The 17821-nt window shown below is 66.1% G+C and carries 15 protein-coding genes; 7 read left to right on the forward strand and 8 right to left on the reverse strand.

Features of this window, described 5'->3' with window-relative positions; genetic code table 11:
• From rsmA to VFG17_RS18805, 4 genes are all read right to left on the reverse strand, one after another.
• Window positions 1–840: a 16S rRNA (adenine(1518)-N(6)/adenine(1519)-N(6))-dimethyltransferase RsmA gene (gene rsmA / locus VFG17_RS18790; RefSeq protein ID WP_325030904.1), complete on the reverse strand. Its 840-nt coding sequence runs from the start codon at window positions 838–840 to the stop codon at window positions 1–3.
• Complete coding sequence (pdxA, locus tag VFG17_RS18795; protein WP_325030905.1) at window positions 837–1856, reverse strand: 4-hydroxythreonine-4-phosphate dehydrogenase PdxA; 1020 nt, start codon at window positions 1854–1856, stop codon at window positions 837–839. The genes rsmA and pdxA overlap by 4 nt, the downstream gene beginning before the upstream one ends.
• The gene (locus tag VFG17_RS18800; protein ID WP_325030906.1) at window positions 1856–3196 is read right to left on the reverse strand and encodes a peptidylprolyl isomerase; all 1341 of its coding nucleotides are present in this window, start codon (window positions 3194–3196) and stop codon (window positions 1856–1858) included. The genes pdxA and VFG17_RS18800 overlap by 1 nt, the downstream gene beginning before the upstream one ends.
• A gap of 281 nt (window positions 3197–3477) precedes the next feature.
• Window positions 3478–5781: an LPS-assembly protein LptD gene (locus VFG17_RS18805; protein WP_325030907.1), complete on the reverse strand. Its 2304-nt coding sequence runs from the start codon at window positions 5779–5781 to the stop codon at window positions 3478–3480.
• Between the two features lie 132 nt (window positions 5782–5913).
• On the opposite strand from VFG17_RS18805, the gene VFG17_RS18810 reads away from it, so the two are divergent.
• From VFG17_RS18810 to ndk, 3 genes are all read left to right on the forward strand, one after another.
• Window positions 5914–7359: a leucyl aminopeptidase gene (locus tag VFG17_RS18810; protein ID WP_325030908.1), complete on the forward strand. Its 1446-nt coding sequence runs from the start codon at window positions 5914–5916 to the stop codon at window positions 7357–7359.
• A gap of 31 nt (window positions 7360–7390) precedes the next feature.
• Window positions 7391–7840, forward strand: a complete 450-nt coding sequence (locus VFG17_RS18815; protein ID WP_325030909.1) for a DNA polymerase III subunit chi — start codon at window positions 7391–7393, stop codon at window positions 7838–7840.
• A gap of 85 nt (window positions 7841–7925) precedes the next feature.
• Window positions 7926–8348: a nucleoside-diphosphate kinase gene (gene ndk / locus VFG17_RS18820; RefSeq protein WP_054588335.1), complete on the forward strand. Its 423-nt coding sequence runs from the start codon at window positions 7926–7928 to the stop codon at window positions 8346–8348.
• A gap of 56 nt (window positions 8349–8404) precedes the next feature.
• Here ndk and VFG17_RS18825 read toward each other — a convergent pair whose 3' ends face one another.
• From VFG17_RS18825 to purM, 3 genes are all read right to left on the reverse strand, one after another.
• Window positions 8405–8617, reverse strand: a complete 213-nt coding sequence (locus VFG17_RS18825) for a hypothetical protein (RefSeq protein WP_325030910.1) — start codon at window positions 8615–8617, stop codon at window positions 8405–8407.
• A 40-nt stretch (window positions 8618–8657) separates the two neighbouring features.
• Window positions 8658–9608, reverse strand: coding sequence for a phosphoribosylglycinamide formyltransferase (gene purN / locus VFG17_RS18830; protein WP_325030911.1), 951 nt, complete (start codon window positions 9606–9608; stop codon window positions 8658–8660).
• Between the two features lie 115 nt (window positions 9609–9723).
• A complete protein-coding gene (gene purM / locus VFG17_RS18835) occupies window positions 9724–10830 on the reverse strand; it encodes a phosphoribosylformylglycinamidine cyclo-ligase (protein WP_325030912.1) in 1107 nt (368 codons plus the stop codon).
• Window positions 10831–10915: 85 nt separating this feature from the next.
• On the opposite strand from purM, the gene VFG17_RS18840 reads away from it, so the two are divergent.
• Genes VFG17_RS18840 through VFG17_RS18855 form a run of 4 tightly spaced genes read left to right on the forward strand, consistent with a single transcriptional unit; the run spans window position 10916 to window position 16485 of the window.
• A complete protein-coding gene (locus VFG17_RS18840; RefSeq protein WP_325030913.1) occupies window positions 10916–12187 on the forward strand; it encodes a heavy-metal-associated domain-containing protein in 1272 nt (423 codons plus the stop codon).
• On the forward strand, window positions 12187–12831 hold the full coding sequence (locus VFG17_RS18845) for an HdaA/DnaA family protein (protein ID WP_325030914.1): 645 nt from the start codon (window positions 12187–12189) through the stop codon (window positions 12829–12831). Before VFG17_RS18840 ends, VFG17_RS18845 begins: the two co-directional genes overlap by 1 nt.
• Window positions 12822–14990 carry an RNA degradosome polyphosphate kinase gene (locus VFG17_RS18850; RefSeq protein ID WP_325030915.1) on the forward strand — a complete coding sequence of 723 codons (2169 nt, stop codon included), beginning with the start codon at window positions 12822–12824 and terminating at the stop codon, window positions 14988–14990. The genes VFG17_RS18845 and VFG17_RS18850 overlap by 10 nt, the downstream gene beginning before the upstream one ends.
• A 7-nt stretch (window positions 14991–14997) precedes the next feature.
• Entirely contained in the window at window positions 14998–16485 is a 1488-nt protein-coding gene (locus tag VFG17_RS18855; RefSeq protein ID WP_325030916.1) for a Ppx/GppA family phosphatase, read from the forward strand.
• 111 nt (window positions 16486–16596) lie between these two features.
• On the opposite strand, the gene rnd is transcribed toward VFG17_RS18855, so the two are convergent.
• Window positions 16597–17784 carry a ribonuclease D gene (rnd, locus tag VFG17_RS18860; protein WP_325030917.1) on the reverse strand — a complete coding sequence of 396 codons (1188 nt, stop codon included), beginning with the start codon at window positions 17782–17784 and terminating at the stop codon, window positions 16597–16599.
• Between the last annotated feature and the right edge of the window lie 37 nt (window positions 17785–17821).

Below are 17821 nucleotides of genomic sequence, written 5' to 3' on the forward strand. Positions count from 1 at the left end.
TTACGCGCCGAGCGCGCGCGCCAGCGCCACCCACTCATCAACGCTGACGGTTTCGGCGCGCCGCGTCGGGTCGATGTCCAGCGCCTCGGCCGCCGCGACCGCGCCCTCGATCCCTTTCAGGCTCTGCCGCAGCATCTTGCGCCGCTGGCCAAAACCCTTCTCGGTGAGCTTCGAGAGCAGTTTCGGGTCGACGCCCGCGGGCTGATCGCCCGGCGTCACATGGACGATCGCCGACATCACCTTGGGCGGCGGGGTGAAGGCCGACCGGTGCACCTTCATCGCGATTTTCGCATTCGAGCGCCACTGCGCGAGCACCGCGAGCCGGCCATAGGCGCCCGTCCCGACCGGCGCGACGATCCGCTCGGCGACCTCGAGCTGGAACATCAAGGTCAGCGATAGCCAGCGCGGCGGCCACGCCGCGGGCTCAAGCCAGCGCGTGAACAGCGCGGTGCCGACATTATAGGGCAGGTTGGCGACGATATGATAGGGCGCCCCGCCGGTCAGCGCGTCGACGTCGACCGCCATCGCATCGCCCGCGATCACCGTCAGCTGCCCCGGAAAGGCTTCGCCGAGCTCGGCGAGCAGCGGCAGACAGCGATCGTCGCGCTCGACCGCGATCACCTTTGCCCCCGCGCGCAGCAGCGCCCGCGTCAGCCCGCCTGGGCCCGGCCCGACCTCGAACACCGTCGCGCCGTCGAGATCGCCCGGAAGCGCCGCGATCCGGTCGAGCAATTGCTCGTCGAACAGGAAATTCTGCCCCAGCGCCTTGCTCGCCGACAGGCCATGGACGCGCACCGTCTCGCGCAGCGGCGGCAGCGGCGTGCGCGGCTGGACCGTCACTTTGCGGGCGCACAGCCGCGCTCGCGCGCCGTCGCCATGCGCGCGGCCATCGCGATCGCCGCGATCGTCGGCCCGGCATCGGCGCGGCCGGTGCCGGCGATGTTGAAGGCGGTGCCATGGTCGGGCGAGGTGCGGATGATCGGCAGCCCGAGCGTCAGATTGACCCCGTCGTGGAAATGCAGCGCCTTGAACGGCGCGAGCGCCTGATCGTGATAGCCGCACAGCAGCGCGTCATATTGGTCGCGGATGCCGGGCGCGAACAGCGCGTCGGCGGCAACGGGGCCATCGACGGCGATGCCCTCGCTCGCCAGCTGGGCGACCGCGGGCTTCATGATCCGCTCCTCCTCGCCGCCGAGCTGGCCGCTCTCGCCCGCGTGCGGGTTGAGCCCCGCAAGCGCGATGCGCGGCGTATCGATGCCGAAATCGCGACGCAGTCCGCGCGCGACGATCCGCGCCTTGGCGACGATGAGTTCGCTCGTCAGCCGCTCGGGCACCTCGGCGAGCGGGATATGCACGGTCAGCGGCACGACGCGAAGCGACGGTCCCGCCAGCATCATCACCGCATTGGTCGCGGTCACGCCGCAGCGTTCGGCGATGAATTCGGTCTGCCCGGGATGGGTGTAGCCGATGCCGTGCAGCGCATGTTTCGATACCGAACCGGTGACCAGCGCCGAGCTCGCCTGGTTGCGCGTCAGCCCGATGCCGGTTTCGAGCGCATGGAGCGCGCACGTCGCGCCGGCCGGTGTCGGCGATCCGGGGGTCAGCGGGCCGCTGTCCTCGAGATGCCAGACGGGCAGCGCCTCGCCAAAGGTCCGCACGACTTCGTCCATGTCGCCGACGCGCGCCACGGGCCCGTCCCACACGGCTTCGATCGCGGCGATGTCGCCGATCGCGACAAAGGGAGGCAGGCGGTTTTCACCGCGCGCGGCCCATGCGCGCGCCGTGACTTCGGGGCCGACGCCGGCCGGGTCACCCATGGTAACCGCGATCGGGCGTCGAGTGCTCAATTCAAACATCAGCTATATTCGATCACGGCATCCCGGCGCAGGTCGCGCAGATAGCGCTGGGCCCGCTTGTTGACCTTTTCCTCCAGCAGCTTCTGCTCGATCTGTTCGAGGTTCGGCGCCGTTGCGGTCTGCGGCATGTCGCGGCCGCAAAGGACAAGGACGCTCACGCCTTCGTTCGCGGCGCCGAAGGGCTGCGTCGTCTGGCCGACCTGAAGGTTGACGAGCGTCGCCTGGAGCGGCGCGGGCAGCGCGCGCATTTCGATATTGTCGCGCGACACGACGCTCGCGCCCAATTGCTGGGCCACCGCGTCGGCGGCGCCGCAACCGGCGATCGTGCGCGTCGCTTCGGCAAATTTTCCAGCGAGCTCGGACGCCTTTTCCTGCGTCGTTCCGGCCGGAAAATCGAGCGAAATCTGCTTGAGGCTGAGCACCGCGTCGCGCGGGTCGGCGGTCAGCACCTGGCGCCGGTCGATCAACAGCATGATCGAAATGCCGCCGGGCACCTCGATCGGCCCGACCAGCTGGCCGGGCTGCATCTGCGTCGCGGCCTCGCCCATCGACGCGGGCAGCTGTGCCGCCTTTACCCAGCCGAGGTCGCCGCCGACGACGGCGGTCGACGCTTCGGAAAACTGGCGCGCATAGGCGGCGAAGCTGCCGCCCGCCTGCAGCGCCTGGATGATCTTTTTGGCGTTTTCGGTGACCGCGGCCATATTGTCGGGGGTCGCCGACAGATAGATTTCGCCAAGATGGAATTCATCCTGGCCCTTCGCGGCTTCCATCTGCTTGACGATCAGGTCAACCTCTTCGGTCGATACGTTGGTCGTCGACTGGATATTGCGCGACAACAGGCGATCCCACGCGAATTCGCCGCGGATCTGCTGTTTCACCGCCGCGGCGGACGAGCCTTTCGACGCCAGATATTCCGAAAACTGCTCGGGCGTCTGCTTGAAGCGTGTCGCGAGCCGGGCGAACTGCTCGTTGACGACATTTTCGTCGATCGCGATTTCGACCGCCTTGGCTTCCTGAATCTGCAATTTCTCGTCGATCAGGTTGCTGAACACCTGGTTGCGCAGTCGCTCGATTTCCTCGGGCGGCAGCTCGACATTATTGTTCGCGATGCGGATCAGCGCCATGCGCTGTTCGATGTCGGTCGCGGTGATGATCTCGCCGTTCACCGTCGCCGAGGGGCGATAGACGTTCGGCTTGGCGTCGCCGTAAAGCTGCACATTGCCGGGGATGTTGAGGCTGGTCGTCGGCACTTCGCTGTCGGGGACGGTCTGGGCCAGCACGGGCGCCGCGCCGACGGCGGCCAAGGCGATCAGGCCGGTCATGGTCGAAAATTTGGTCATCTTTACCCTATTCGAGAAAGTCCGGACGCTCCGTATCAGCGGACACGCCCGATGGTCCAGCGCAATCCGCCTCGGACGCCATTTGATGTCGCCGCATAGCTCGCAGACGCTGAACCTAGGCTGAGCGAAGGGCGTCCGCTTTGGGGTGGGGAGCGGACGTTCTCACTTTCGTCATCCCGGACTTGATCCGGGATCCATTTCTCCGGTGCTGGCGTGAATGGACCCCGGATCAAGTCCGGGGTGACGATGTGTGAGGGGCGACTTCCGGCCGATTTCTGCTCTCAGAACCCCAGATTCCTGAACGCGATCCGGAACGAGAAACTGTTGCCGCGCCGCGCGTCGCCGGTGTCGGCATAGTCGCGCCGCCAGGTCAACGCGATCGACAGGCATTCATCGTCATAGGCGAGCCCGAGCCGGTGTCGAATCGGCTCGAACCCGTCGGCACCGCTCAGCGGGTCGTCGCTCTGCTCGGTCAAATCGACGATCGCCGAGCCGAACAGCGACCAATGTTTCGCGAACGCGACGCGCCCGCCGGCCCGCACTTCCTCGCGATCCTGCAAATCCTCGCCGAGCAGCAGGATGTCGCGGTTGAGCCGCGAATAGCCGACCACGGCATAGGTCGAGCGGCTGCCGATCGTCGCATCGAACTCGTTGCGGCGGACCGCGAGATTATCCTTGTCGAGCCGGTAGCGGTGGGTGAGGCGCAGGAAATCGCGATACGCAATCGTCGTACGCCCGACGATGTCCGACGAGCGATCGGTCAGCCCGGTACCGTCGGGGAACAGGCTGGGCTTGTCGGTCAGGCGATAGCTTTGCCCGACGATGCTGTTGATGTTGAACCCCGGGCGGCTGTAATTCCATTCGAGGCCATAGGTGATGCGCGCGCCGTCTTCGAACCGGTCGTGGCCGTTGAAGCGGTTGATCGCGAAGAGATTGCTGTCCTCAAGATCGAAGGCGCGCGAATCCTCGTTCGGAATGTCGAGATTCTTGATCGGCGGGGTCGCGACGACCTGGACGCGCGGGGTCAGCGTCTGCGTGCCGCCGGCGAATTCGCCGATGAAGGGCCAGCGCATGTCGGCCGCCACCGCGGCGATCGCGCGCGCCTGCCAGCCCGACTTGCCGCGATAGCCGGGGATCGCGGTCAGCAGATTCTCGTCGCTGTGATAGACGTCGCCGCGCACGAGCGCGGTGAGCGTGACTTCCTGCCCGAGCCCGGTCAGCCCGCGCAAATTCCACTGCGCGCCGGCAAAGGCGCGCTGCGTGTCCTGCCCCGCGGTGCGGCCGATCGCCAGCGTGTTGAGTTGCAGCTCCAACTGCCCGCCAAACAGCGGATCGTCGAGCCGCTGGCGGTAATCGATGATTGGCAGCGCGATCGGCTGCTGGCCCTGAATGTCGTTGACGCGCAGCGTCTGCGTCGCCCAGCCGGCGATCGAGAGATAGGAGTTACTGCCGATCCGCTCGAGTTCGAACGTCGAGCGCAGCCGGTCGTCGCGGCTGATGTCGTAACGGCGCATGAAGGTGCGGTCGGTTGCGATGCGTCCCGAATAGGTGAGGCTCCAGCGCGGATCGAACTGAAATTTGCCCGCGCTTTCCAGATAGCCGCGAAAACGTTTCTGTGTATCGGGGGTCTCGCCGACCAACGGGACGAGCGAGCCATAGGTCGCATAGCCGTTGATCCGGAACGACCCGATATCGGTCAGTGCGCGGAACTCGCCTTCCAGCATCGGCGCCGCGTCGGTGTAGAGGTGCGGCGTGATCGTCATGTCGCGGTCGGGGGCGATGCGCAAATAATAGGGGACCGCGATCTCGAACCCGTTGCTGCGGTCGAGCCGGATTTCGGGGACCAGGATGCCGCTGCTCGGCTCGTTGTTGATCGAATGGCTGAGGCCGGGGAGCGGGATTAGCGGCAGGCCGAAAATCTCGATCCGTGCGCCCTTGTAGCGAACCTTGTTTTTCGCCCTGTCGTAAAGCACGCGAACGGCGCGGACCTGCCAGCTCGGATTCTTCGGGCAACCCTCATCGTCCTCGACCGGGCAGGGGGTGTAGGCGGCATTCTCCAGCTCGATATTGCCGTTGTCGAAGCGCGTGCCCTTGACCGCCGCGAGGCGCGATCCGTTGTCGAGCACGACGAGCAGATTTTCGACGACGCCGTCGCGCAAACTGTCGGTCAGTTCGATCTTGTCCCCATAGGCGATGTCGCCTTCGGGGTTCTTGATCATGACATTGCCCTCGGCGAAAACCTGTCCCGTCTGCCGGTTCCACGTCACCTTGTCCGCGCGCATCTCGACCGCTTCGCGGTTCATCTGGACATTGCCCTCGGCAACGACGACCTCGGTGTCGCCGTCGTAATTGAGGTTGTCCGCGGCAAAGCCGATCTGCTGCTCGCTCGCGGTATCGGGCGCGTCGGATGTCGTCGGGACGACGTCGGGGGTCTGGAGGTCGGGTTCGCCGATCACCTCTTCGGGCTGGGCCGGATTCGCCTCGCTCTGGGCCAGCACCGGGCTCGCCGCCAGGGCCAGACCGCTCGCCGTCGCCAGCCAGAACGGCCGCGCACCCGCCGCCCGATGGAACAAAGCCCAGCTCATTTAATCCCTTTGTCCCGAACCCTATATCGACGTCTTCCGGCTTGGACCGGCAGCTTTGTTTTTGCAACTCGCAAGCGAAACCCCTATCGGTCCGCCACGTTCCAATCAATCATCGCATGAGAAAGTTAAGGCATGGACATTCAGTTTGTCGCGCAAATCGATGCGTCTGCCGACGTCGTCGCATTTCCGGTCCGCAAGGGCGAAGCCGGGGCGCTCGGAGCGCTGCTCGGCGCCGCCGCGACGCAGGCGCGCTTCGATGGCGCGGCGGGCACGCTCGCGGAGACCGCGGCGATCGACGGCGCACAGGCGAAGCGCCTGCTGCTCGTCGGCATCGGCGAGGGCGGCGAGCAGGATCTCGAACGCGGCGGCGCCGCGCTGACCGCGAAGCTGCAGACGAGCGGCGTCACCCATGTCCATGTCGATTTTGCCAGCGCGGGGCAGAGCGACGCCGACGATGTGCTCGCCTTCGCGATGGGTGTGCGCCTCCGCAACTGGCGCCTCGACACCTATCGCACGCGCCTCGCCGACAAGGCGAAACCGAGCCTCAAGACGGTGACGATCGCCTCACCGCACGGCGACCTTTCGGCGCGCTGGGCCGAGAATGAAGCGATCGCCGAGGGGGTCGCGCTGACCCAGACGCTCGTCGCCGAGCCGCCGAACATCCTCTATCCCGAAAGCTTCGTCGAACGCTGCCAGCATCTCGCCGACCTCGGCGTCGAACTCGAAGTCCTCGACGAACGCCAGATGAAGGCGCTCGGCATGGGTGCGCTGCTCGGCGTCGCGCAGGGTTCGACGCGCCCGCCGCGGCTGCTCGCGATGCGCTGGAACGGCGGCAATCCCGGCGATGCGCCCGTCGTCTTCATCGGCAAGGGCGTGACCTTCGACACCGGCGGCATCAGTCTCAAGCCCGGGCCGGGCATGGACATGATGAAGTGGGACATGGGCGGCGCGGGCGCGGTCGCGGGCGCGATCAAGGCGATCGCTGGGCGCAAGGCGAAGGCGAATGTCGTCGGCGTCGTCGGGCTCGTCGAAAATATGCCCGACGGCAATGCGATGCGCCCCGGCGACATCGTCACCACCATGTCGGGCCAGACGGTCGAGGTGCTCAACACCGACGCCGAAGGCCGCCTTGTCCTCTGCGACGCGATCAGCTGGGCGCAAAAGGCCTATGATCCCAAGGTGATCGTCGACCTCGCGACGCTGACCGGCGCGATGGTGATCTCGCTCGGCCACGAATATGCCGGCATGTTCGCGAACGACGAGACGCTCGCCGCCGGCCTGCTCGCGGCGGGCGAGGCGTCGAACAACAAACTGTGGCGCTTCCCGCTCTCGCCCGCTTACGACAAGCTGATCGACAGCCCCATCGCCGACATGAAGAATATCGGCCCGCGCGAAGGCGGCTCGATCACTGCGGCGCAATTCCTCAAGCGCTATGTCGAGGACGGCGTCGCCTGGGCGCATCTCGACATCGCGGGCATGGCGTGGGGCGACAAGGACGGCCCGGTCTGGGCCAAGGGCGCGACCGGCTACGGCGTGCGCCTGCTCGACCGCTATATCGCCGCGAACCACGAAGGCTGAGCGGGGCAGAAAGAAGGATAGGGAGGGGAGCGTGCCGCGCGTCGACTTCTACCGGCTGACCCGCGACCCCGTCGAACGCGTGCTCCCCGCGCTCGCGACGCGCATCCTCGGCAATGGCGACCGCCTGCTGGTGGTCGCCGCCTCGGCGATGCAGCGCCAGGCGATCGACGAGGCGCTCTGGACGCTCCAGCCCGCCAGCTTTCTGCCGCACGGCCACGCCGGATCGCCCGACGAGGCGATCGAGCCGATCCTGATTTCGGGCACGCTCGACCCCTCGCCCCCCAATGGGGCTACCCTCCTCGCGCTCGCCGACGGCGAATGGCGCGACGAGGCGCTGGGGTTCGAGCGCACCTTCCTCCTCTTCGACAACAGCCGCATCGACGACGCCCGCGCGCTCTGGCGCACGCTCGCCGCGCGCGACGATGTCGACAACCGCTTCTGGAAACAGGACGAAAACGGCCGCTGGTCCGAAGGGCCCTAGCGCCCATGCGCTCTGTCCTTGCGATACCGCGAAAGCGCGGCTAGAGGCGCGCGCATCATATAACACAGCACGCAGGAGCTTTCCCATGGCGGTCACCCGCACCTTTTCGATCATCAAGCCCGACGCGACGCGTCGCAACCTCACCGGCGCCGTCACCAAGATGCTCGAAGACGCCGGCCTCCGCGTCGTCGCCTCGAAGCGCATCCACATGAGCCGCGAACAGGCCGAAGGCTTCTACGCGGTCCACAAGGAGCGCCCCTTCTTCGGCGAACTCGTCGATTTCATGATCAGCGGCCCCGTCGTCGTCCAGGTCCTCGAAGGCGAAAACGCGATGCAGGCGAACCGCGACATCATGGGCGCGACCAACCCCAAGGACGCCGCGCCCGGCACGATCCGCAAGGAACTCGCCGAGAGCATCGAAGCGAACACGGTGCACGGTTCGGACAGCGACGAGAATGCCGCGATCGAGATCGCCTATTTCTTCAAGCCCGAAGAAATCGTCGGCTAAGCCAACCGGCAAATCGATACGAAGAGGCCGCCGGAGCGATCCGGCGGCCTTTTTCGTCAACCGTCGGAATTTCCGGCGCGCAAGGTCGCTTCTCTTTCCGCTGCTTCCTGCTGTGCCTGTTGTCTTATCCGGTAATCCGAACGGAAATATTCATCGGCTTCGCGGAGATGCGCTATTCCATCTTCGTCCCAGCCTGACATTTCGGCATCGTCGATCAGTCCGGCGAGCCCGTTCAAGAAGATGGCATAATAGTCTGGCAGTTCTGACATCGCGCGAGCCTGCCACTGTGCGGCGGGCTAAGCAACGACTCTAAAACTCGTCCGCGACCGCCATCAGCCCAGCCAGCTTCCTCGGTGCGACCGCCAGCCAGCTCTTGCGAAGCCATTCGCCGATCGCGTCCCAGTCGGTGTCGCCCAGATCGAGCCGGATGCCGATCCAGCCGTCGCCGAAATAGGCCGGCCGGTAATAACGCGCTTCGTCCATCTCGATCAGCGCCGCCTGCTCGTCGGCACCGCTGATCTTGACGAGGATCGCGACCTTGCCGTCGCCATGATGATCCTCGGTGAAATAGGCGAATTTCTTGCCCTTCACGATGCCGAAGCAGGGCATGCCGTGCGATACCACCTCGTCGGCCTCGGGCAGCGTCATCGCGAGCTCGCGGACGCGGCCGCGTAGATAGTCGGGCGACCGCTCGCGCGTCACAAAGGCCGCGAGCGTCGGCGGGTAAAGCTGGTGCTCGGCGAATTGCACCCGCCGCGCGAGGCTTTCGGCGGTGTCGCCGGGGATGATCGCAACCGCGGTCTGTGCGAGCAGCGGGCCCTCGTCGACGCCGGGCGTCACGATATGGACGCTGCATCCGCCGAACTTGTCGCCCGCCTCGATCGCCTGGCTGTGCGTGTTCAGCCCTTTGTAGAGCGGCAGCAGGCTGGGGTGGATGTTGATCATCTTGCCCGCCCAGCGCGCGACGAAATCGTCTGACAGGATGCGCATATAGCCCGCGAGCGCGACGAACTCGGCGCCCGCCGCGCGCACTTGTTCGTCGACCAGCGCGTCGAACGCATCGCGGTTCATGCCCTTGTGCGACAATCCCCACGTCGCGATGCCCTCGCCCTCGGCGATTTTCAGCCCCGGCGCGTCGGGATCGTTGCTCGCAACAAGTACGAGCTGATAGGGGCAGGCTTCGGCCTTCGCGGCATAGAGTAGCGCCGCCATATTGGTGCCGGCGCCTGAGATCAGGACGGCGACCTTGGCTTTCGTCACAGGGCCATTCCTTTGATCCGTTCGTGCTGAGCTTGTCGAAGCACCGTTCTTTTCTCTTCTGCAGTTGAAAGGAAGAACCGCCCTTCGACAAGCTCAGGGCAAACGGTTTTGGAAATTATCCGTGGTGCGTCGCACTCCACGCCGCCATCGCGCTCCACGTCTCGGCGCTTCCCGTCACCGTACAGCCCTTTTCGCCGTCGACGATATGGCCGACGCGGAACACCGTTTCGCCCGCAGCTTCAAGCGCCGCAGCCACCTCGGCGACATCGGCTTCCGCCACGACGACCGCCATGCCGATCCCGCAGTTGAAGGTGCGCGCCATTTCCTCGGGCTCGATATTTCCTTGCGCCTGCAGGAAGGCCATCAGCCTCGGCTGCGCCCACGCGTCGGCATCGACATGCGCGTGCAAGGTCTTCGGCAGGATGCGGGGGATATTCTCGAGCAATCCGCCGCCGGTGATATGCGCGAGCGCGTGGATCCTGCCGGTCTTCACGAGCGGGAGCAGGCTCTTCACATAGATGCGCGTCGGCGCCATCAGCGCGTCGATCAGCAGGATATTCTGGTCGAACAGGGCCGGGCGATCGAGCTTCCACCCCTTGTCCGCCGCGAGCCGGCGGACGAGCGAAAAGCCGTTCGAATGCACTCCCGACGACGCGAGCCCCAAAATCACGTCCCCCGCCGCGACCTTGTCGGCGGTCAGCACCTGATCGCGCTCGACCGCGCCGACGCAGAAACCCGCAAGATCGTAATCGCCGTCCGAATACATACCCGGCATCTCGGCGGTCTCGCCGCCGATCAGCGCGCAGCCGGCCTGCTTGCAACCCTCGGCGATGCTCGCGACGACCTCGGTCGCGACATCGTTGTCGAGCTTGCCGGTCGCATAATAGTCGAGGAAAAACAGCGGTTCGGCGCCCTGCACGATCAGGTCGTTCGCGCACATCGCAACCAGGTCGATGCCGACGCCGTCATGCTTGCCCGATTCGATCGCGAGCTTCAATTTCGTGCCCACGCCGTCGTTCGCCGCGACGAGCAGGGGGTCGTTGAACCCCGCCGCCTTCAGGTCGAAGAAGCCGCCGAAGCCGCCAAGGTCGGCATCGGCGCCGGGACGGCGCGTCGCACGGGCGAGCGGGGCAATGGCACGGACCAGCGCGTTGCCGGTCTCGATCGATACGCCGGCCTGCGCATAAGTGTAGGAGGCGGGTGAGTTGTGCTTGGAATCCATGGCCAGCGCGACTAACGACTCTGGCCACGAAATGCCATGATTTCCTTGTCCGGGGGCAAGCTTTTGGGCAAAGCATAGAGAAGATATGATTTCGGCCGCTTTCCCCCGCTTCGCCCCAAGCTTTTCCTTCGACGCGCTGCGCGGCCGCGATTGGCGCTGGGCCGCGCTCTTCGGCCTGTTCCTCGCGATTCTGCTCGCCGGAATCGTCGATGGTCAGATCACCCGCGGCGACCGCGGCATCACCCCGATCAACAGCAGCGGCGATTTTCTCGCCAGCGGCATTTTGGTCGACGTTACCGGCGACAATGCCGACGATGCGCGCTCGAAGGGCTGGCGCGAGGCGCAGCGCAAGGGCTGGGCGCAGCTCTACCGCCGGCTGAACGGCACCGACGGCCCTGCGCTCACCGATTCGGTGCTCGACGGCATCGTCACCTCGATCGTCGTCGAGGAAGAACAGATCGGGCCGCGCCGCTATGTGGCAAAGCTCGGCATCCAGTTCGACCGCGTCCGCGCCGGACAGATATTGGGGGTCAGCGGCCGCACGCTCCGCTCGCCGCCTTTGCTCGTGATCCCCGTTTATTCGATCGATGCCATCCCGCAGGTGTTCGAACAGCGCAGCGCCTGGCAGCGCGCCTGGGCCGAATATAATACGGGGCAGAGCGCGATCGACTATGTCCGCACCGCGGGCACCGGCGCCGACACGCTGCTGATCAACGCCGGGCAGACCGGTCGCCGCGGCCGCGTCTGGTGGCGCGTGATCCTCGACCAATATGGCGCCGCCGACGTGCTCGTGCCGATGGCGCGCGTCGAATATTCCTACCCCGGCGGGCCGATCAAAGGCATTTTCACCGCGCGCTTCGGCCCCGACAGCAAGCTGATCTCCAGCTTCACCATGACCGGGCCGAGCCCGGCGGCGCTGCCCGACATGATGGAAAAGGCGGTCGCGCGGATGGACCGCATCTATACCGACGCGCTGACGGCGGGCATTCTCAAGACCGACACCTATCTCGTGCTCGAGAAACCGGTCGAAAAGGAAGATCTGCCCGAGGATCTCGCGACCGAGGAAGAGATACTGCCCAGCGAGATCGACGCGAGCATCCCCACCGCGCCCGCCGCGGGCGTGCAGAGCTTCACGGTGCAATATAGCTCGCCCGACGTCGATTCGGTCACCGCGACCGAACGCGCCGTCGCCGGCGTCGCGGGCGTCCAGTCGGCGTCGACCACCAGCCTCGCGCTCGGCGGCATGTCGGTGATGCGCGTGACCTTCCGCGGCGATCTTGCGGCGTTGCGCGCGGCGCTCGCGGCGCGCGGATTCAACGTGCAGGAAGGCGGCGGTCAGCTCAGGATCAGCCGCTGATGGGACAGATCGCGCTACCGCTCGACTGGAGCGCGGGCGGCTCGAACGACGGCCCGCTGATCGTCGGTACCAGCAACGCCGACGCGGTGCGCTATCTGCGCCATGTCGCGACCTGGCCCGTTCGCACCGCGGTGCTCACCGGTCCGCGCGGCTCGGGGCGCAGCCTGATGGGCCGCCTTTTCGCGCGCGAAACCGGCGGCCGCGTCATCGACGGAGAGGGCAGCGTTTCCGAAGAAGAGATTTTCCACGCCTGGAACGCCGCGCAGGCGAGCGGCACGCCGCTGCTGATCATCGCCGATGCGCCGCCGTCGGAATGGAATGTCGCGCTCCCCGACCTTCGTTCGCGCCTCGCCGCCGTCCCCGTGCTCGCGATCGGCGAGCCCGACGACTGCCTCGCGCGCGATCTGATCGAGGCACTGTTCGCGCAGCGCGGCGTGGCATTGGCACCCGGCGTCGCCTCCTATATCGTCCCGCGGATGGAACGCAGCTATGCGATGATCCACCGCGTCGTCGCGGCGCTCGACGCCGCCTCGCTCGAAAAAAAGGGCGGGATCACCGTTCGTCTTACGCGTGAAACATTACTGTCACAGGGGCTGATCGATCCCGATCTCCTCGAAGGACAGGAAACGAGCACATGTCGATAAGTGGCGGACCTCTTCGCGCCGACAATGACGCCGATACGGCCATTCCGTCCTTCGGTCCCGAACGTTTCTTCAACCGCGAACTGTCCTGGCTCGCCTTCAACCGGCGGGTGATGGAGGAGGCGCGCAATCCCGCGCATCCCCTGCTCGAACGCCTCCGCTTCCTTTCGATCTCGGGCAGCAACCTCGACGAATTCTTCATGGTCCGCGTGGCGGGGCTCAAGGGGCAGCAGCTCCAGGGCATCGACGACCCTTCCGCCGACGGCCGCTCGCCGGGGCAGCAGCTCGCCGAAATCGAGGCCGAGGTGCACCGCCTCGTCGACCAGCAGCAGAGCGAATGGCAGTTGCTCCACCGCCAACTCGCCGAACAGGGCATCGTCGTTCACGGCGCGGGGTCGGACAAGGAAGCGCTCCGCCGGGCGCTGCGCCAATATTTCATCGAACAGATTTTTCCGATCCTGACCCCGCAGGTGCTCGATCCGGCGCACCCCTTTCCCTTCATCCCGAACCGCGGCCTCGGCGTGATCTTCGATCTTCAGCGCAAGACGAGCGGCGAGACCGTTCGCGAGCTGGTGATGATCCCCGCCTCGCTGGCGCGCTTCGTGCCGGTTCCTGGCGAACCGGGCGCCTTCGTGCCGATCGAATATCTGATCGAACTGTTCGGCGACCTGCTGTTTCCGGGTTTCACGATCCGGTCCCTGGGCGTGTTCCGGATCATCCGCGACAGCGATATCGAGCTCGAGGAAGAGGCCGAGGATCTCGTGCGCCTGTTCCGCACGGCGATCCGCCGCCGCCGCCGCGGCCGCGTGATCCTGATGGAACTCGAGGCCGACATGCCCGCCGAAATCGCCGAGGTTCTGGGCGCCGATATTCAGGGGCACGAGGCGATCGTCGCCAAGATCGGCGGCTTCATCGGGCTCGCGGCGCTGTCGGCGCTCGTCGACGTCGATCGCCCCGACCTCAAATTCCCCGCCTATTCGCCGCGCTTTCCCGAGCGTATCCGCGAACATGGCGGCGACTGTTTCGCGGCGATCCGCTCGAAGGACATCGTCGTCCATCACCCCTATGAAAGTTTCGACGTCGTTCTCTCCTTCCTGCGGCAGGCGGCGGCCGACCCCGACGTCGTCGCGATCAAGCAGACGCTCTATCGCGCCGGCGACCAGTCGCCGGTGATCCGCGCGCTGATCGAGGCGGCCGAAGCGGGCAAGTCGGTGACCGCGGTCGTCGAACTCAAGGCGCGTTTCGACGAGGAGCAGAATCTGCTCTGGGCGAACCAGCTCGAACGCGCCGGCGTGCAGGTCGTCTACGGCTTCATCGAGTGGAAGACGCACGCCAAGATTTCGATGGTCGTGCGCCGCGAAGGGCAGGGCTATCGCACATACTGTCACTTCGGCACGGGCAATTACCATCCGGTCACCGCGCGCATCTATACCGACCTCAGCTTCTTCACCGCCGATCCGCGCGCGGGCCGCGATGCCGCGCAGCTCTTCAACTATATCACCGGCTATGTCGAACCCGAACGACTCGACCTCATCACCATGTCGCCGCTCAACATGCGCGCGCATCTTTGCGAGCTGATCGACGCCGAAACCGCGGCGGCGAAGGCGGGGCGGCCGTCGGGCGTCTGGGCCAAGATGAACAGCCTCGTCGACCCCGACATCATCGACAAGCTTTACGAGGCCAGCGCGGCGGGGGTGCCGATCGAACTGATCGTGCGCGGCATCTGCTGCCTGCGCCCCGGCGTGGCGGGGCTTTCCGAAACGATCCGCGTCAAATCGGTCGTCGGCCGCTTCCTCGAACATAGCCGGGTCTGGGCCTTCGCCAACGGCGCGTCGCTGCCGCACCGCGCCGCCAAGCTCTATATCAGCAGCGCCGACTGGATGCCGCGCAACTTCGACCGCCGCGTCGAATATATGATCCCGATCGAAAATCCGACCGTCCATGATCAGATACTCGATCAGGTGCTCGTCGCGAACCTCATCGACAATGAACAAAGCTGGATATTGCAGCCCGACGGCACCTCCGAGCGCGTGGAGCCGGGAGACAAGCCTTTCAATTTGCATCATTATTTTATGAACAACCCGTCGCTTTCGGGCCGTGGCACCGCGCTTCACAAGCGTCAGGACGTGCCGACGCTGGCCTTCGATATGCGTGAAGATTGAGAAGAGGTTGAACTTCCTGCGCAGCTCCCGACAAGCGGTCAGCCGGTCCGCCGTCATCGACATCGGCTCCAACTCGGTCCGCATCGTCGTTTATGAAGGCCCGTCGCGCGCACCCGCGGTGATCTTCAACGAAAAGGTCGCCGCCGGCCTCGGCCGCGGCCTCGCGATCGACGGCCGCATCGCGCCCGAGGATGCGACACGCGGCATCGTCGCGCTTCGCCGCTACGCGCTGCTCGCGAAGCATATGGATGTGAAGACGATCCAGTGCGTCGCCACCGCCGCCGTGCGCGACGCGGCGAACGGTCCCGACTTCATCGCCGCGGCCGCCGAAGCCGGGCTCGATATCCGGCTGCTCTCAGGGGAAGAGGAGGCCGAAGCCGCAGGGCATGGCGTGCTTTCAGCGATTCCCGACGCGCGGGGCATCGCGGTCGATCTGGGCGGTGGCAGCCTCGAACTGGCCGAAGTTTCGGATGGCCGGGTCGGCCGCTGCGCCTCCTTCCCGCTCGGCGTGCTCCGCCTGCCCGCGCTGCGCCAGGATGGCGAGCAGGCGTTCGAACGCGCGATCCGCAAGATGCTCCGCGCCGCCGGCTGGCCAGGCGAGGGGCTCAGCGGGCTGCCGCTCTATCTCGTCGGCGGCTCGTGGCGCGCGCTCTCGCGTCTCGACCTCGAACTCACCAAGGATCCGCTCGCGGTGCTCGACCAGCATACGCTGCCGCGCAGCGCGCTCCGCCGCCTGATCCGCGCGACCAAGAGGCTGAGCTTCGAGGAATTGCGCGCGATCCCCGGCATGGCATCGAACCGCGCGGCCGCCTTGCCCGACGCGGCGGCGCTGCTCGCGGCGCTCGTCAACATCCTCGACGTCCCCGAAATGACGGTCTCCTCATCGGGCCTGCGCGAAGGACTGCTCTATCAGGCGCTCGATGCCGAGACGCGCGCGCAGGATCCGCTGATCGTCGCCGCCGAATTCGAAGGCCGCCGCCTCGCGCGTTTCGCGCCGCACGGCCGCGCGATCGCCGACTGGATCGCGCCGCTTTTTGCCGACGAAGGACCGGCCGATAGCCGCGTCCGTCTCGCCGCGAGCCTGCTCAGCGACGTTGCCTGGTCGGCGAACCCCGATTTCCGCGCCGAACGTGGTACCGAGATCGGCCTCCACGGCAATTGGCGCAGCATCGACATTCCGGGCCGCATCCTGCTCGCGCGCGCGCTTTACGCGGGCTTCGGCGGCGCCGACGCCGAATTTCCCGCGATGGGAGCGCTCGTCGCGCAGGAACGGCTAGCGCGCGCGCGGCAATGGGGTCTTGCGATACGCCTTGCCCAGCGGCTGACCGGCGGGGTCGAGGCTCCGCTCAAGGCCAGCGGGATTGTGCTTGTCGAGGGCAGGCTGCGGTTGTCCCTCGACGCCGGCTGGCATCATCTGGCAGGCGAATCGGTCGAGCGCCGCCTCCGCGTTCTCGCGCAGGCGCTCGATGCGAAACCGGAACTGGTGCTGCTCTGACAATGAAAAAGCTGTGTGTCGCCGCGAAGGCGGGGACCCATCTCCTGCCGGCTCGAAATAGGACCGTCCGGTAATGGACCCCCGCCTTCGCGGGGGCACACGATCTTTCGATCAGACCTCGCTTGTCACCGCGGCGTCGATCTCGCTCATCACCAGCTTGCCGTTCTTGACGGCAAAGCCCATCCGGCCTTCGACCAGGTCGAGCGCGGCGTGGCCGAACACGTCATAGCGCCAGCCTTCCATCATCTGGATGCCTTTGCGCGCGCCCGCGGCAAGCGCCTCGAGATCGTCGCTGCGCGCGATCAGCCGCGCCGCGACATTGAGCTCGCGCGCCCGGATCTTGAGCAGCAGTTTCAAAAGGTCGGCGACCAACGTGCCTTCTTTGCCGAGTCCCGGGCCGCGCGGCGCGCGGTCGGGCATGTCGTCCTTCGACATCGGCTTGGCGTTGGTGATCGCGTCCATCAGCCGGCCGCCGATGTCGTTGGTGCGCCATGTCGCCGACAGCCCGCGGACGCGGCCAAGCCCGTCCTGATCCTTCGGCGGATGCGCGGCGAGGTCGGCGAGCGTCTCGTCCTTGACGATCCGGCCGCGCGGCAGATTCTTGTTCCGCGCCTCGCGCTCGCGCCAGGCGGCGAGCGCCTGCAACCGGCCGAGCACGTCGAGTTTGCGCGTCGGCACCTTGATCCGCTGCCACGCCTTGTCGGGATCGACGCTGTAATTGGCGGGGTCGGCGAGCTTCTCCATCTCCTCGTCGAGCCAGTGGCCGCGACCGGTCTTGATCAGCTTGTCGAGCATCATCGGGAAAATCTTGGCGAGGTGCGTGACGTCGCCGATCGCATAGTCGATCTGGCGCTTGTCGAGCGGACGGCGGCTCCAGTCGGTGAAGCGCGCGCCCTTGTCGAGCTGCAACCCGATCCACGCCTCGACAAGGTTCGAATAGCCGACCTGTTCGGCCTGACCCAGCGCCATCTGGCCGATCTGCGTGTCGAAGATCGGGTGCGGCGTCTTGCCGGTCAGGTTGAAGATGATTTCGACATCCTGCCCGCCCGCGTGAAAGACCTTGAGCATGTCCTCATTGTCGACGAGCAGGTCGAGCAACGGCTTCAAATCGATGCCGGGCGCCATCGGATCGATCGCCGCGGCATGGTCGCGGTCGGCCACCTGGATCAGGCAAAGCTCTGGCCAGAAGGTGTTTTCGCGCATGAATTCGGTATCGACCGCGATGAAATCGCTGTTCCGAATGAGGTCGCAGAATTCGACGAGCGCGGCGCTGGTTTCGATCAACGGATGGACTTGCATAGCGCGCCTATACAGCTAGTTGAAAGGAACGGGCAGG

The organism is Sphingopyxis sp. (assembly GCF_035686825.1).
Classification (GTDB): Bacteria; Pseudomonadota; Alphaproteobacteria; order Sphingomonadales; family Sphingomonadaceae; genus Sphingopyxis.

What these genes read in the sequence shown, in the direction of transcription:
- pdxA (WP_325030905.1), bottom strand. Translation starts at nt 1,856, where the DNA reads ATGTTTGAATTGAGCACTCGACGCCCGATCGCGGTTACCATGGGTGAC.
- VFG17_RS18800 (WP_325030906.1), bottom strand. Translation starts at nt 3,196, where the DNA reads ATGACCAAATTTTCGACCATGACCGGCCTGATCGCCTTGGCCGCCGTC.
- VFG17_RS18805 (WP_325030907.1), bottom strand. Translation starts at nt 5,781, where the DNA reads ATGAGCTGGGCTTTGTTCCATCGGGCGGCGGGTGCGCGGCCGTTCTGG.
- VFG17_RS18810 (WP_325030908.1), top strand. Translation starts at nt 5,914, where the DNA reads ATGGACATTCAGTTTGTCGCGCAAATCGATGCGTCTGCCGACGTCGTC.
- ndk (WP_054588335.1), top strand. Translation starts at nt 7,926, where the DNA reads ATGGCGGTCACCCGCACCTTTTCGATCATCAAGCCCGACGCGACGCGT.
- VFG17_RS18825 (WP_325030910.1), bottom strand. Translation starts at nt 8,617, where the DNA reads ATGTCAGAACTGCCAGACTATTATGCCATCTTCTTGAACGGGCTCGCC.
- purM (WP_325030912.1), bottom strand. Translation starts at nt 10,830, where the DNA reads ATGGATTCCAAGCACAACTCACCCGCCTCCTACACTTATGCGCAGGCC.
- VFG17_RS18840 (WP_325030913.1), top strand. Translation starts at nt 10,916, where the DNA reads ATGATTTCGGCCGCTTTCCCCCGCTTCGCCCCAAGCTTTTCCTTCGAC.
- VFG17_RS18845 (WP_325030914.1), top strand. Translation starts at nt 12,187, where the DNA reads ATGGGACAGATCGCGCTACCGCTCGACTGGAGCGCGGGCGGCTCGAAC.
- VFG17_RS18850 (WP_325030915.1), top strand. Translation starts at nt 12,822, where the DNA reads ATGTCGATAAGTGGCGGACCTCTTCGCGCCGACAATGACGCCGATACG.
- rnd (WP_325030917.1), bottom strand. Translation starts at nt 17,784, where the DNA reads ATGCAAGTCCATCCGTTGATCGAAACCAGCGCCGCGCTCGTCGAATTC.